Genomic DNA, 15,054 nt, shown 5'->3' on the forward strand with positions numbered 1-15,054 from the left:
CACGCATAATGTATTTGAGTTCAACCTTTGTAATTTACCATGCCATTTACTCTTGCTCAGACTTATATCTATGAAGAAGATATTAAGAAAAGCCGTTTTCAGGCGATCACCGCACCTGTGGAAAATGAACAGGATGTAAAAGAGTTTTTAAACCAGTATTTTGATGCCTCGACGACCCATCAATGCTGGGCATGGAAAATTGGGCATCAAGTCCGTTTTAATGATGATGGAGAACCTTCAGGAACAGCTGGAAGACCCATACTTGCAACGATTGAAGGGAATGAGCTCACTAATATTATTGTATTGGTAAACCGCTGGTATGGTGGTATCAAACTCGGAACTGGAGGCTTGGTACGAGCATACGGAGGTGTATCAGGGCAATGCTTATTACAGGTCGAAAAAATTGAACTCATCGAAAAGAAAACTGTAAATTTTAAATGCCAATTTAATGAGTGGTCGATTTTTCAATACGAGCTAAATCAACAAAAAATTGAATATATTGAAGAATATGTTGACTCTGGAGTATTGATTACTGCACGTATGCAAATTCATGAAATTGAGCCGTTTAAACTGAAAATCCAAGATGTGACTCGTGGACGTGAACAATTGAATATAGAGGATGTCGAACGTGACGGAACATGATCCTTTACTCAAGTATCGAGAACAACATAAACATCGTTTGAATTACATGCCTTGGTTATATTGGTCACTCAAGGCAAAGCATCGTGAATGGGCTGAAGCTTGGCAAAAAGATTATCAAGCCTATTTAATGGACATGGAGACTGTTGAAATTGGAGAAAATTGTTTCATTTCCCCTTTAGCCCATATTTTTGCTGAGCGTGGTCGGAAGATCATTATTGGAGATAATACTTTTATTGCCGCGGATTGTACCTTGCATGGTCCTTTAGAAATTGGGTCTGAAGTCGCCGTTAATCATCATTGTATTTTAGATGGTGGACGCGTTGGGATTAAGATTCATGACCAAGTACGGATCGCAGCTTATTGTCATCTTTATGCATTTGACCATGGCATGAGTTTAGATCAACCTATTTACCAGCAAGCAGTACGCTCAAAAGGCATTGAGATTCATCGTGATGTTTGGTTAGGGGCGCATGTGGGCATTAAAGATGGCGTGACCATACATGAACAGGTGATTGTAGGTATGAATAGTATGGTTACTAAGGATATTCAGGCAAGAGAAGTTGTTGCAGGGAATCCAGCTCAATTTATACGAATGCGTGAATAATTCGTAACGCGAAAGATTGAATTAAATTACATAAACCATGTTCATTTGCCCGAAAGCTATGATAGTTTAAAGAAAAGAACAATCAGACATCATGTCAAAGTGAGGCAATCATGAACCGTGTAATTGCGTGTATTGATTCATCCCCATGTATTCATGCCTTAGCTGAAGCAGCAGCCTGGATTGCGGATCGAACTAAACGTGAGTTAGTCCTTTTACAGGTTTTAGATTACTATCCTGCAAGTTATCATCTGGGTGAAATTAGTGGTGTGATTGGATTTGAAAGTAATGCAATGCTCTTAAAAGAACTCGCGGAATTAGAACAAAAACAAAGTGAATTAGCCTTAGATTATAGTAATAATTTGCTTTCACATATTTCAGAAGTGATTGAAGAAAAATATGGTATTACGCCGATAAAAATTCAAGAAAAAGGTGATTTCCTCGAACAGAGTTTCAATGTTTTAAATGAAAATGACATTGCGATTATTGGTCGAGTGGGTGAGCGCTCCGCAGAAAAACACAAAAGTTTAGGGAGTAATGTAGAGAATTTTATTCGTGGTGCCCGTTGTACGGTTCTAACTGTTGGTGAAACCTTTAAGCCACCAACACGTTTTATTTTTGCCTATGAAGATTCTCAGACTTGTAAAGAAATGATGCATCGTGTTGCTAAAAGTGATTTATTAAGAACACTTCAGTGTCATTTGCTTTATGTGGGTGATCATCCCGAAATTCTTGATATCCCAGCTCAGTATTTACGTGAAGCTGGATTGGATGTGGTTGTTGAATACCGTTTTGGAGATGTCGCTGAGAATATTTTAGATTATCAGCAACAACATCAAATTCAATTAATTGTGCTAGGCGCTTATAGTCGCAGTAAAGTAAAACAATTTTTCTTGGGCAGTATTACGACCAATATATTTAGAAATTCAGTCGTTCCATTGTTGGTTGCTAAATGATCAATCAATTTTGATTAATTTTACTTGATAAATATTGGTTCAACTTTACTGGTAGAAGGTGGATAAATTTTTAGAACAGTAGGGTTTTATAGTTTGATTATTTTATAATCTTTTGATTAAAGCTTATGAAAATCAGGTGTTTGCCATAATATTTTATTTTTATCCACAGGAATACAAACAGGAATCGGGGATAACTTTTTCAGGGCTTTAGTGCAAGAAAAAGGAGTATTCAAATTGATGAATACTCCTTTAAGTGATACTAATGACTAGTATTAAGATTTATTTGACAATCGCCAGTGCAAAACCATCATGTCCTTTACTGCCGACGGTTTGTAAGGCTGTACTCGACAATAGTCGAGGATGATTCTGCATAAGGCGGTACATTTCACGAATACCTTCGATGCTTGGTTTGACATTTTTTTCATCCAAAATATCACCAGCGCGAATCACATTATCTAAAAAAATAATGGTACCTGAGCGTGAAAATTTAAGTGATAGTTCTAAATACTCTGGGTAACTTTGTTTATCAGCATCAATAAATATAAAGTCAAATGGCTCAAAATTTTCAGGTAAAGATTTGAGAATATCCGCAGCGCGACCAACTTTTAATTCAACCGTTTGCTTTAATTTCGCATTGTCGATATTTTCTTGACCGAGTGCTGCATGTGTATCACGACCCTCGATCGTGAGAATATATCCATCCTCAGGAAGAGCTCTTGCTAGCCACATGGTGCTATAAGCCGCAAAGGTTCCAAGCTCTAACACACGCTTACACTGATTCATTTGAATTAACATTTGTAATAACATGCCTTGGTTAGCAGCAACTGCTAGATGGTCAGGAAAACCCTTATCAGCTGTATTTTGTAGAGTCTGAGTTAAAATTGGATCTTCTGGCATCAGATGAGATTCAATATAAGCATCAATATCTGACCATTGTTGTTGCATAACTGAGTACCTGTAGGGAGTTCAGTGCATTGTAATCGTTTCGAGTGAATGTGCAAATTTCTGATGCTTTGATGCTGAAAAATCAGTCAAAAAAAAGAGGTCAAAGACCTCTTAATTAAATGTGATCATCTAAAATTAGTAATGGCATAAAGATGTATTTCGAGTCAGATCGGGTCCCCAAGTTCGGTAACCTTGAGTATCAATATGTATTTGACCAGTCGCATATAAACCTAAGCCCATATTTAAGCTTTGACCATAATTTTGCCAAAATTGGCACAATTTAAATTTAGAATTTTCGATGAATGCATAATCTTCAGCCTGAGGAAATTCAGGACCGATTCTGAAATCAATGGCTGAGTTATACAAGTGTCGAGACGAACCTGCGCCACCAGCACACTGATTTAATGGAAGGTCACGATATACAGATGTAACCTCAAAATCAGTTAAAATCCTTGCTGCAACGAGATATTTAAATACTTTCAGTGTTGGTAACTGATTCGACCATAGCTCACGGTTTGGAACCATATATTCAGATTTACCACATTTCTGCCAAGCACGTGCTGATTTAAATAATTCAAAACTTGGGATAATATTGCCAACATTATTACGTTCTAAGTATTGTTCATATTCTCGTGCTTGAGCTTGGTTATTACCTTGCATCAGCCAAACACGATAAGAATTCGGCATGACTTTTGGTCGCGCTGGACGTTCATAGGTTATTTTTTCTTGTGGAATATATATGCGTTGACCATCATTGGTGACGATTGTTCGTCCTTTTTGAGGGGAGGACGTACATCCAATCAATATCAACGATATTGCACTGATTGAGCACAAGCCCTTCAAAATTAATTTCATTATAAATAAATTTTACTAAAGCAAATAAGTTTCTATTTTATGCTAATTGATTATCAAGAATGCGTATAAATTGCAAATAAATGTACCAATTAGGTATAAAAAAGATCAGCCGAAGCTGATCTCTCATTGGATTATTTTTCTAAATATTGCAATTTATTTGGTTTGCCATTCCATTCTTCACGGTCAGCTGGCTGATCACCAATCTGAGTAATATTTGGCCATTTTTCTGCAAGTTCAGCATTGAGTTCGATAAAGACTTCTTGACCTTCAGGTAGTTCATCTTCCGAGAAAATGGCATTTGCAGGGCATTCAGGCTCACATAACGCGCAGTCAATACACTCATCTGGATTAATGACTAGAAAGTTTGGACCTTCATAGAAACAGTCAACTGGGCAAACTTCTACACAGTCTTGATACTTACATTTAATACAATTTTCAGTGACAACAAAGGTCATGGCGTCAGCTACCTAAAAAATATGGTTCTAATAACGAATGCTGTATTTTAGGCAAATTGAACGAAACTAACAATTCCTTTTCTTGATATTTAATATAGGGGATGCTACTAAATCAGTAATATTTATGATGAGACCTCTTGGATTTCCAAATTCTTAGGCATTTTGTCTCTGAATTTCAAAAATCATGAATAAAAAAAGCCAGCAGTTGACTGGCTTATTGATTGAGTGTGCTTGAACTAAGATTTTTGGAGTAATTGTTTGAGTTGGTAGAGTTGGTCTAAAGCCTGTCTTGGACTTAAGTCATCTACAATAATTTCTGAAAGGAGTTGTTCAACTTGAGAAGGTTGATGAATTTCAACCACATTTTCAACTTCAATAATTTTTTCTACAGGTTCACTATTTGAAAATAAATCTTGAGAGAACAGATCTTTTTGCACAGGTTGAGTTTGCAGTTGGAGTTTCTCCAGTTTTTTAAGTTTAGCTTGAGCCTCTTTAATCACGTTTTGAGGAATACCTGCTAGTTTAGCGACCTGTAAACCATGACTTTGACTTGCAGGACCTTTTTGAACCTTATGCAATAAGATGAGATGACCATTCACTTCTTGCGCAGTGACATGATAATTATCAATACACGGATCCATGCCTAATTCTGTTAATTCAAAATAGTGCGTTGCAAAAAGACATAAACATTTAATGCGATGCGTCAAATCAAGAACACAAGCCCAAGCTAATGATAAACCATCATAAGTGCTTGTGCCACGACCTACTTCGTCCATCAATACCAAAGATTGTTGAGTGGCATGATGTAAAATTTGAGAAGTTTCCGTCATTTCCACCATAAATGTAGATTTGCCAGAAGAAAGATCGTCTGCTGAACCGATACGCGTAAAGATCCGATCAATAGGTCCCAATTTGGCAGATTTCGCTGGAACGAAACTACCGCAATATGCTAAGAGCGTAATTAACGCCGTCTGACGCATGAATGTGGATTTACCACCCATATTGGGGCCTGTGATAATCGACATACGATGCTGTACATCTAGATAAGTATCATTTGGGGTGTAAGGCGTTTTAATCAGTGATTCAACAACGGGATGGCGTCCTGCTTGAATGTGTATTCCAATTTCAGGGCTAAATTCCGGACGATTCCAATTATATAATCTTGATAGATGTGCGAAGTTTGTAAGAACATCCAGTTGAGCAATAGCGCTCGCCATCATTTGAAGATTGGCGATATCTTGACGTAATTCATCCAATAACATTTCAAACAAAAGTTTTTCACGAGCCAATGCACGTGATTCGCTTGAAAGCACTTTATCTTCGAAAGACTTCAATTCAGGGGTGATATAACGTTCAGCATTTTTTAATGTTTGACGACGAATATAATGGGCAGGAGCTTGTTCTGCTTGCGCTCTAGTTAATTCAATATAGTAGCCACTCACTCGGTTATAACCGATTTTTAGTGTGTTTATACCTGTTGTTTCTCTTTCTTTGATTTCTAAATCAATTAAAAATTGTCCTGCATGATCGCGTATTTGACGAAGTTCATCCAATTCATGATCAAAACCATTTGCAATGACATTACCATCTCTGAGTAGAACAGGTGGGTTTTCCACAATGGCTGACATGAGGCGATGATGTAAACCATTAAAGTCACCCAATTCCTCATTCAGTTGATTGATTAAAGCGGATTGCTGTGTTGAGGTCATTGGTGCTAATGCATGGCGTAAATATGGGATCTGAGCACATGCTTGACGTAGTTGCACTAAATCACGTGGTCGCGCACTTCCTAATGCCACACGGCTGAGTACGCGTTCGATATCACTGATTTCTTTTAATACCAGACGAATTGGAGCTTCATGATAGCCAGATAATATGGTTTGTATCGCATCTAGACGCTGATCCAACAACGCAGTATCACGAATCGGTTGCATTAACGTTCGACTAAGCAGTCGGCTACCCATAGCCGTTTGGCATTGGTTGGTTAAATCAAATAATGAAGTGCCATGCTCAAACAAAGGATCAATAATCTCTAGATTTCGTCGCGTCACAGGATCAAGTGCAATAAAGTCGGAGCTTTGTTCAAGTCGAATTGAACGAATATGTGGCAATGCCGTCTTTTGGGTATCTTTGGCATAATGAATTAAAGCTGCCGCAGCTGCTTTCGCCAACTCAAGATGTTCAATTCCAAAACCAGATAATGTACTTACGGCGAATTGATCACATAAAGTTTTTTGCGCATTATTCAGATTGAAGTCTACATTTGGGCGTTTTGTAACGGGACAATCAAGAATTTGCTTAATCTGTTCAACCACTTCTGGATGCTTGAAATCCTCATCAATCAAAACTTCACTTGGCATAAGACGCGCAAGTTCTAGAGGAAGTTGTTCAGCTTGAAAACTTTGTTGTTGGACTTTAAAAATACCTGCACTGAGATCTAATAGGGCGATACCAATTTCATCAGATTTTATACAGATGGATACTAAATTTGAACTCTGATGGGCATTCAGCAATGCGTCGTCTGTCAATGTACCCGGTGTAATAATTCTGACTACACCACGTTCGACAGGTCCTTTACCAGTGACTTCCCCAAGTTGTTCACAAATAACAACGGTTTCACCTTTTTTAACTAAACGCGCTAAGTATCCTTCTGCTGCATGATACGGAACTCCAGCCATTGGTATCGGTTGTCCATTCGCTTTACCACGGTGGGTTAAGGTAATCCCTAAAATTTTGGCGGCTTTATGCGCATCGTCAAAAAATAACTCGTAGAAATCACCCATACGATAGAACATTAACGAATGCGGGTGCTGTAATTTCACCGTCATGTATTGCTGCATCATTGGCGTCAATGTTGAAAGATCGATATTGGATTGATCTAAAGTCATCTTTGAAAAAAACCTGTAGTTAAATTTTGAAACGAAGAAGTACTGCTCAAGCTTAGCATGAGAAAAAATGCGTAAATCGATTATAAGATCTATTTTTAGCAAAAGATAAATGAGTCGAACCGATATTATAACCAACGACTCAATTTCGTTCATTGAATAATTAAATTCGATATCCATTTATGCAAATTCTTTGTGTAAAGAATCAGCAGTCTCTGGATAGTCTCCGCATCTTTTGGACAGTTTGTTATCGCATTTCATTTCATGATCAGATCATATTCGATGTCTTAGGGAAGAAAAAATGACAGGTCAAACGATTGAGATCACTACCAAATCGGGGAATCGCTATACAGGGTATTTGGCAGTCCCAGAAGCTAAGAAAGGTCCAGGGATTGTATTGTGTCATGAAATATTTGGTATCAATGCAGCGATGCGAGCAAAAGCTGACTTTCTCGCAGAGGAAGGCTATACCGTTTTAGTCCCTGATCTATTTTGGCGTACTGCACCCAACATTGAGTTAGGTTATACACCTGAGGATTTTGAAAAAGCTTTTCAACTTTATCAGCAATATGATGAAGATCAGGGTGTAAATGATATTCGTGAAAGTTTAGATTTTTTAACGACTTTAGATGCGTGTGACACGACTACGGGTCAGTCAGTGGTTGGATATTGTCTTGGTGGAAAGCTTGCATATTTGGCTGCATGCCGTATTGATAACTTAGCGTGTTCGGTTGCTTACTACGGTGTAGGCATTGACAAAGCGCTCGATGAACTCTCGAATGTGAAGGGTAAGCTTGTGTTACACATGGCTGAACTTGATCAATTCTGTCCAGCTGAAGCGCGAAATCAAATCACTGAAGCATGCGCACAATTTAAACACATTTATGCCTATGTTTATGAAGGTGTCGATCACGCATTTGCACGACCGAACAGCGATCATTATCACAAACCATCTGCGCGATTCGCCCATGAACGTACTGTAACAGCATTACATGAAACGGTTGGGCCTCACTACGACTTAGTTGCATTGTGGGAAGAGCATATCAGACATGAGTTCGACACGCGTGATGTACCAGCAACTATGGCAACGATGGTCGCTCAACCGTATGTGAATCACATTCCAACGTTGACAGGTGGTGTGGGATATAGTCAGTTAGCGCGATTCTATCGATATCATTTTGTACATCAAAATCCTCAAGATATGAAAATCACCTCAATTTCAAGAACCGTGGGATCTACTCAGGTTGTGGATGAATTCATCATGAGTTTCACTCACGACACTGAAATTGATTGGTTATTACCAGGTGTAAAACCAACTGGAAAATATGTCGAAATTCCGATGTTAGGGGTCATTCAGTTTAGAGGTCCAAAACTTTGTCACGAACATATTTATTGGGATCAAGCTTCTGTACTTGTCCAAATCGGACTACTTAATCCAGAAGGATTGCCTGTTGCAGGTGTAGAAACAGCGAAAAAACTTTTAAATGAAGATATTCCTTCAAATGGCTTGATGCCAAGTTGGGAGTCGAGTGCTGGTAAGCCAATCGAATAATCAAAATAAATGGGGCAAAAAATGGAATTAAATATTAAAGATAAAGTTGCCATTGTCAGTGGTGGATCAACATTGATTGGACAGGCTGTGGTTCAAAGTCTCGTGAATTTAGGGGCTAAAGTTGCCATTTTAGACATTGATGACTACGGAAAAACCATAGCTGCACAATATCCTTATGAAGTGATGTTTATACAAACTGATCTAACTTCAGACATCGCAATTCATGAAGCGGTGAATAGCATTAGAAATCATCTAGGTGAAGTCAGTTATTTAGTGAACTTGGCATGTACCTATCTTGATGATGGTTTCAAATCACCACGATCAGATTGGTTAAAAGCATTAGATATCAATTTGGTGTCTGTTGTTGAGCTAACGCGTGCCGTATATGAAGATTTGCAAAAAAATAAAGGGTCAGTGGTGAATTTCACCTCGATTTCAGCGCAATGTGCTCAAACGGGACGATGGTTATATCCAGTTTCTAAAGCAGCAATTTTACAACTGACCAAATCGATGGCAATGGATTTTGCGCCAGATGGTATCCGTGTCAATTCAGTTTCACCGGGTTGGACTTGGTCGAGAGTGATTTCTGAAGTGAGTGGACAAAATCGCGCGAAAGCTGATGCTGTAGCAAGTGATTATCATCTCTTGGGACGTTTGGGTAATCCAGCAGAAGTGGCAAATGTAGTGACCTTTTTATTGTCGGATGCTGCAAGTTTTGTGACTGGCGCAGATTATGCGGTAGATGGTGGGTATTCAGTCATGGGGCCTGAAACGAATCAACCCGCAATACCACGTTTAGCAGAATAAATTCAATATTGGAGAATAAAGATGAGAAAAATTGCAATTGTTGGTGCAGGTCAGTCAGGACTTCAACTTGGATTAGGACTGCTGGATAAGGGATATGACATCACGATTTTATCGAATAAAACTCCTGATGAGATTCGTCAAGGTAAAGTCATGTCTAGTCAATGTATGTTCCATACTGCGTTACAGACTGAGCGTGATTTAGGACTAAATTTTTGGGAAGAGCATTGTCCATCGGTAGAAGGTATTAGTTTTGCTTTGGTTGATCCAGCAAGTGGTGAAAGAGCATTTAAATGGAGTGCGCGATTAGAGCGTTATGCTCAATCTGTTGATCAACGTGTCAAGATGCCTTATTGGCTTGAAGAGTTTCAGCGCCGTGGAGGCAAGTTTGTTCTCCAAGACGTTGGTCTAAACGAATTAGAACATTTGGCTGACGAGTATGAATTAGTGCTCTTGGCTGCGGGTAAAGGTGAAGTGGTTAAAGAGTTTGTACGTGACGCAGAACGAAGTACTTTTGACAAACCTCAGCGTGCATTGGCTTTGACTTATGTGAATGGAATGAAGCCAATTTCGCCATACTCGAGAGTGAGCTTTAATATTATTCCTGGGGTGGGTGAGTATTTTTGTTTTCCTGCGCTTACAGTAAATGGTCCATGTGACATTATGGTTTTTGAAGGGATTCCTAATGGTCCTATGGATTGCTGGGCTGAAGTTAAAACACCAGAAGAACATTTAAATAAAAGCTTAGAAATTCTGAAACAACATTTGCCGTGGGAATATGAGCGTTGTAAAGACGTAACGCTGACAGATCATGGCGGATATTTAGCAGGACGTTTCCCACCAACGGTACGTAAACCTGTCATGACATTGGCTTCTGGTAAAAAAATATTTGGTATGGCAGATGCATTGGTGGTGAATGATCCAATCACAGGTCAAGGATCAAATAATGCAGCTAAGTGTAGCAAGGTTTATTTCGATGCGATCTTAGCACACGGTAATCAAGCGTTTACTGAAGATTGGATGGAGTCAACGTTTGAGAAATATTGGTCATATGCTGAAAAAGTCGTGAGCTGGACAAATAGTTTATTGGTTCCACCTCAACCTCATGTTGTTGAGCTACTAGGTGCAGCCTCTCAGAATCACAATTTAGCTTCTCAGATCGTTAATAATTTTGATGATCCACGTAACTTTTCACCGTGGTGGTTTGACGAAAACGCAGCGAAAGAATTATTAGAAACAGATCAAGTTTCTCAAGTGGCTTGATGGAACTGAGGTGTTAAAAATGGATGTATTAGATAAAATTAATCTGCAAGAGATTGACATCAGTAATCCTCGCGAGATTCGTAATCTTCTTGGTCAGTTTGCCACAGGTGTTACTGTAATCACCACACGTGGAACGGATGGTCGAAAAGTGGGTATGACAGCCAATTCATTTTCTTCGTTGTCATTAGATCCACCGCTGGTATTGTGGAGCTTGTCGAAAACAGCACCAAGTTTGCCCGATTTTGTTGCAGCTGAGCACTTTGCAGTTCATATGTTAACGAAGGAGCAGCATCAGCTTTCTACCCATTTTGCCCGTGGTGCACAAGATAAGTTTGCCACAGTTGATCATGGTGAATGTGATACAGGTGTTCCATTACTGAACGAAGCACTTGCTACACTTGTTTGTAAAAATGTACAGCAATACGAAGGTGGCGATCACTTGATTTTTATCGGTGAAATTCAAAAATATCAACAAACTGCTGGTGAGCCCTTAGTGTTTCATGCTGGTCGTTACCAAATTGCAGCGAGCCATCCAGACCTTTAATCATTGCTTTAAAAACCACGATGAATAATCGTGGTTTTTTATGGGAAATACACATGAAAAATAAAATCATATTAAGTGTTTTAACCTTGTTTACTACAGCAAATTCATCACATGTTCTTGCTTATGATTTACCGACTGTGAATTTGGGTATGACCAGTTTTCTAGATGGTGGACTACCAGCTGGATCTGGTTGGTATTCGCAAACGTATTTTCAACATTATGACAGTGACAAGTTGAGAGATGCGAGTGGACAAAAGCTTCCGTTGCCCAAAACAGATTTAAATTATCAAGTGATTGTCGAGCAATTAAGTTATATGTCGACCTATAAACCGACTGCTCATTCAAGTCTAGGTCTGAATTTACTTATCCCTTATTTAAGTAAAATCAGTGTTGACGATGGTTTAAATAATCAAGCCTTAAAAGCTAAAAGTGGATTTGGAGATTTGATGATTGGTCCATTTCTCCAGTTTGATCCAGTCATGGGTGAACAGGGACCAAAATTTGTCCATCGAATAGAATTACAGATAAATTTGCCAACAGGGGAATATCAGCAAAACCGTGATATTAATCCGGGTAATAATGCATTTTCCTTCAATCCATATTGGGCTGCAACGTATTGGTTTAATCCGAAATGGACAGCTTCGACACGCGCTCATTATTTGTATAATTTTAAAAACGATGATCCAACTTATGGTTTTGGTGCTGTTGATGACATCCAAGCGGGGCAAGCAGTACACATTAACCTAGCATCTGAATATGCTGTACATGATCAGATTCGGTTGGGTCTAAGTGGATACTACTTAAAACAGCTTACCGATACTAAAGTTGATGGTGTAAAAGTCGATGGTCGCAAAGAAAGTGTGTGGGCAGTTGGACCTGGACTTATGTATAGCCACTCGCCAAAAAATCATGTAGTCGCAAATGCATATTTTGAGCATGATGCAAAAAATAGAACTGAAGGCGATCGATTTCAAATTCGATACATTCATCATTTCTAATCAAAAAAGCCTGTGATTTCACAGGCTTTTTTATTGACAGACATAAAATTAAGAGAAGAGTGAATTTTGTGTAATCTTACGCGTTGATGATGGCAGCTCGCCATAACGACGTTTGTACTCTTGTGAAAAACGACCTAAATGAGTAAAGCCCCACTTAAATGCAACATCAGTGACCGTGGCATGTTCATTATTCATCAGTTCAAGATGAGCTTGTTCAAAACGAAGCTCACGTAAATATGCCATAGGGGTAATGCCAAAATGGTTTTTGAATCCTGCAAAGAGTGTTCGTGCACTTACACCTGATTGTTCCGCCAAGACTTCTATGTTGAGTGGTTCATGTAAGTGGTGGTGAATGTATGCTTCAGCACGTTTGATAAAGTAGGGCGCTAATTTTTTCTCATGATGAGAATTTGCTTTAAAAAAAGCATTATTTGGTTGTCCATAAATAAGCGCATTAAATAGATTTGATTCAAACTGTTTAAATGCAAGTGCGTGGTGGAGAGGATGATGCTCACATTTAAGTGCATCCATCATGGTTCTCAAAAGTTGCAGAAAATAACCACCAGATTGAGTGGTAAAATCAAGTCGAGGATTAAAAATTACATTTTTTTGTTCAGATTTCACGATATGTTGCTGACAATGATGTGCAAAATCATCTTTTGAAATTTTGAGAATGAGTTGAGGGGAGTGAGCACGCCAGCGCATTCTGAGTGATTGGTCAGGTGAGATAATTGACGCTACTTCTGAGTATGAAATAAATTTATCTTGACCAAATTCAATTTCAGCATAGCCTCGAGTAGGAATCTGAATAAGATAAAACTTTTCAAGTTGATCTGGTTCGATCAATACATCTGCGCCATATTCCAAGCGGCTGATAGAAAGAGCCCCAGTTTGAACATGATGCATGCTTGCACTAAAATTTTTAGCTGATTTTAACACTTTTAGAGCATGAGGCTTAAAAATTTGCCCTACATTTTTACAAGTTTCGCTCAAATCTGCTTGATTGAAGACCAAGTTTTGACTGTTGAAAATTGATTCATTACTAAAATTTTGCCCAGTTAGCTGAGAGGAATGAAGCTGGTTCATTGTGAATCCTTTTGGCTCATTAGTAGTCCGTACCATGACAGTAGTGTTAAATTGATATCATGGAATGAGATTTACGATATAAATAAATGAAGCAATATTCAGACCAGAAATAATAATTTTAAAATTTAATAGCTATAGTAGTAATTGAAAAAATTACATTTATTTATATCAGTCCTATCCTTAGGACGTTATTTAAAAATCTATCTCTATAATCGCTGAATGTCAAATAAAACCGAATTTTTTATCATTATGATTTTAATATAAGTTAATGAAAATATTATAAAAAATAAAAATACCTATTAAGTAATATAAGATACCAAATTAGTATTTTTTAATTTACTAATCTGTGTTCAAAAATATATGTAAATATTTAGTCGAAGCAAAGAGACATTATTTCGACATTATTATTAAAAATGTTTTATAGTATTTATCATGATTCAAAATAGCTAGGTGAACAGGATGATCACACTCAGCCAACATAAGGATCTTAGTCACGCATCGCGTGAATTGAATGTTGCTCAACGATTAATGAGCCTTATTTGTGGTTCACATCAATTAGAAACTGCTCGTAAAGATCAGCTTGATTTTCATTATTCAGGTATACGCTTGCCGAGTAAAAAAATGGCAATTGGCTGTATCAGTTATGGCACAGATGTGTCTATTCAAATTCAGCAGTTAGGTGCATACAGTATCAGTTTGCCTATTCATGGACAGCAAACATTGCGTATGAATGGAGAAACACATTTATCACATAGTAATAATGGAATCATTGTTTCTAGTCAGGATCAGCAAGAACTCATCATTCATCGTAATTGTAAAAAATTTCAAGTGGTGATTCCTGAAGAAAGTGTCAAATCTGTACTTTCCAATTTACTTTCTAAACCTGTTAAAGAGCGGGTGATTTTTGAGCCAGATATGCCATTTAGTGAAGATAACTTCCTAAGATTGTGGTGGAATAATATTCAACAATGTTTATCGCTCAGGCAAGATTATTCTCGTTTTGATGGTTTAAATCTGCTTTCTCAAGATTATGAAAGTTTTTTGATTAAGGCTTTGCTTTTAACCCAGCACAATAATTATTCCAATGAGTTAAGATCGCTCCAAGAGTATCAGCTTCCGAAGCCAGTCATGTTGGTCAGAGAGTTTATCCATCGTTTTGCTGATCAAGAGTTGGATGCATCAGATTTAGTCATGATATCGGGAACTTCAAAATCGACTTTATACCGTGAGTTTCAACAAGCGCTGCATATGAGTCCTATGGATTATTTAAAAAACTATAGACTTGAACAGATTCATCATGCTTTGCTGCAGAACAATGCAAATATTTCCATTTCAAGATTGGCTTATGACTGGGGATTCAGACATTTAGGACGATTTTCTCAAGAATACAAAGCCAAATATGGGGTTCTCCCGAGTGAAACTCTTAAAATTATGTTTTAAAAAAAGCCCCTTGATTGGGGCTTTTTAA

General features: G+C 38.0%; 14 protein-coding genes. 9 read left to right on the forward strand and 5 right to left on the reverse strand.

Features of this window, described 5'->3' with window-relative positions:
* Nucleotides 1-39 precede the first annotated feature (39 nt).
* The 3 genes from AC1M85_RS06120 (at nt 40) to AC1M85_RS06130 (ending at nt 2,199) form a co-directional block, all read left to right on the forward strand.
* Entirely contained in the window at nt 40-642 is a 603-nt protein-coding gene (locus AC1M85_RS06120) for an IMPACT family protein (protein WP_488213753.1), read from the forward strand.
* Nucleotides 629-1,246, forward strand: coding sequence for a DapH/DapD/GlmU-related protein (locus AC1M85_RS06125; protein ID WP_092767727.1), 618 nt, complete (start codon nt 629-631; stop codon nt 1,244-1,246). The genes AC1M85_RS06120 and AC1M85_RS06125 overlap by 14 nt, the downstream gene beginning before the upstream one ends.
* 110 nt (nt 1,247-1,356) lie before the next feature.
* Nucleotides 1,357-2,199 carry a universal stress protein gene (locus AC1M85_RS06130; RefSeq protein WP_035266378.1) on the forward strand — a complete coding sequence of 281 codons (843 nt, stop codon included), beginning with the start codon at nt 1,357-1,359 and terminating at the stop codon, nt 2,197-2,199.
* A 279-nt stretch (nt 2,200-2,478) separates the two neighbouring features.
* Here the strand turns inward: AC1M85_RS06130 and AC1M85_RS06135 are convergent, their stop codons facing one another.
* The 4 genes from AC1M85_RS06135 to mutS form a co-directional block, all read right to left on the reverse strand.
* Nucleotides 2,479-3,144, reverse strand: coding sequence for an O-methyltransferase (locus tag AC1M85_RS06135; protein ID WP_035266381.1), 666 nt, complete (start codon nt 3,142-3,144; stop codon nt 2,479-2,481).
* 135 nt (nt 3,145-3,279) lie between these two features.
* Nucleotides 3,280-3,999 (reverse strand): D-Ala-D-Ala carboxypeptidase family metallohydrolase, encoded by a 720-nt coding sequence (locus tag AC1M85_RS06140; protein WP_035266384.1) that lies wholly within the window; start codon nt 3,997-3,999, stop codon nt 3,280-3,282.
* Between the two features lie 131 nt (nt 4,000-4,130).
* Nucleotides 4,131-4,454: a ferredoxin FdxA gene (gene fdxA / locus AC1M85_RS06145; RefSeq protein WP_035266386.1), complete on the reverse strand. Its 324-nt coding sequence runs from the start codon at nt 4,452-4,454 to the stop codon at nt 4,131-4,133.
* Nucleotides 4,455-4,690: 236 nt separating this feature from the next.
* Complete coding sequence (gene mutS, locus AC1M85_RS06150; protein ID WP_488213754.1) at nt 4,691-7,342, reverse strand: DNA mismatch repair protein MutS; 2,652 nt, start codon at nt 7,340-7,342, stop codon at nt 4,691-4,693.
* 298 nt (nt 7,343-7,640) lie between these two features.
* On the opposite strand from mutS, the gene AC1M85_RS06155 reads away from it, so the two are divergent.
* Genes AC1M85_RS06155 through AC1M85_RS06175 form a run of 5 tightly spaced genes read left to right on the forward strand, consistent with a single transcriptional unit; the run spans nt 7,641 to nt 12,500 of the window.
* Nucleotides 7,641-8,891: a dienelactone hydrolase family protein gene (locus tag AC1M85_RS06155; protein WP_488213755.1), complete on the forward strand. Its 1,251-nt coding sequence runs from the start codon at nt 7,641-7,643 to the stop codon at nt 8,889-8,891.
* A 21-nt stretch (nt 8,892-8,912) separates the two neighbouring features.
* The gene (locus AC1M85_RS06160) at nt 8,913-9,698 is read left to right on the forward strand and encodes an SDR family oxidoreductase (protein WP_488213756.1); all 786 of its coding nucleotides are present in this window, start codon (nt 8,913-8,915) and stop codon (nt 9,696-9,698) included.
* A gap of 21 nt (nt 9,699-9,719) precedes the next feature.
* Complete coding sequence (locus AC1M85_RS06165; protein WP_488213757.1) at nt 9,720-10,958, forward strand: styrene monooxygenase/indole monooxygenase family protein; 1,239 nt, start codon at nt 9,720-9,722, stop codon at nt 10,956-10,958.
* Between the two features lie 19 nt (nt 10,959-10,977).
* Nucleotides 10,978-11,502 (forward strand): flavin reductase family protein, encoded by a 525-nt coding sequence (locus tag AC1M85_RS06170; protein ID WP_180028210.1) that lies wholly within the window; start codon nt 10,978-10,980, stop codon nt 11,500-11,502.
* Nucleotides 11,503-11,555: 53 nt separating this feature from the next.
* The gene (locus AC1M85_RS06175) at nt 11,556-12,500 is read left to right on the forward strand and encodes a SphA family protein (protein WP_488213758.1); all 945 of its coding nucleotides are present in this window, start codon (nt 11,556-11,558) and stop codon (nt 12,498-12,500) included.
* Between the two features lie 48 nt (nt 12,501-12,548).
* Here the strand turns inward: AC1M85_RS06175 and AC1M85_RS06180 are convergent, their stop codons facing one another.
* On the reverse strand, nt 12,549-13,586 hold the full coding sequence (locus tag AC1M85_RS06180; RefSeq protein ID WP_488213759.1) for an AraC family transcriptional regulator: 1,038 nt from the start codon (nt 13,584-13,586) through the stop codon (nt 12,549-12,551).
* A 459-nt stretch (nt 13,587-14,045) separates the two neighbouring features.
* Here AC1M85_RS06180 and AC1M85_RS06185 point away from each other — a divergent pair, with 459 nt between their 5' ends.
* On the forward strand, nt 14,046-15,026 hold the full coding sequence (locus AC1M85_RS06185) for an AraC family transcriptional regulator (RefSeq protein WP_488213760.1): 981 nt from the start codon (nt 14,046-14,048) through the stop codon (nt 15,024-15,026).
* Nucleotides 15,027-15,054: the final 28 nt, after the last annotated feature.

The sequence above is a fragment of the Acinetobacter sp. 24-47-64 genome, assembly GCF_057737055.1.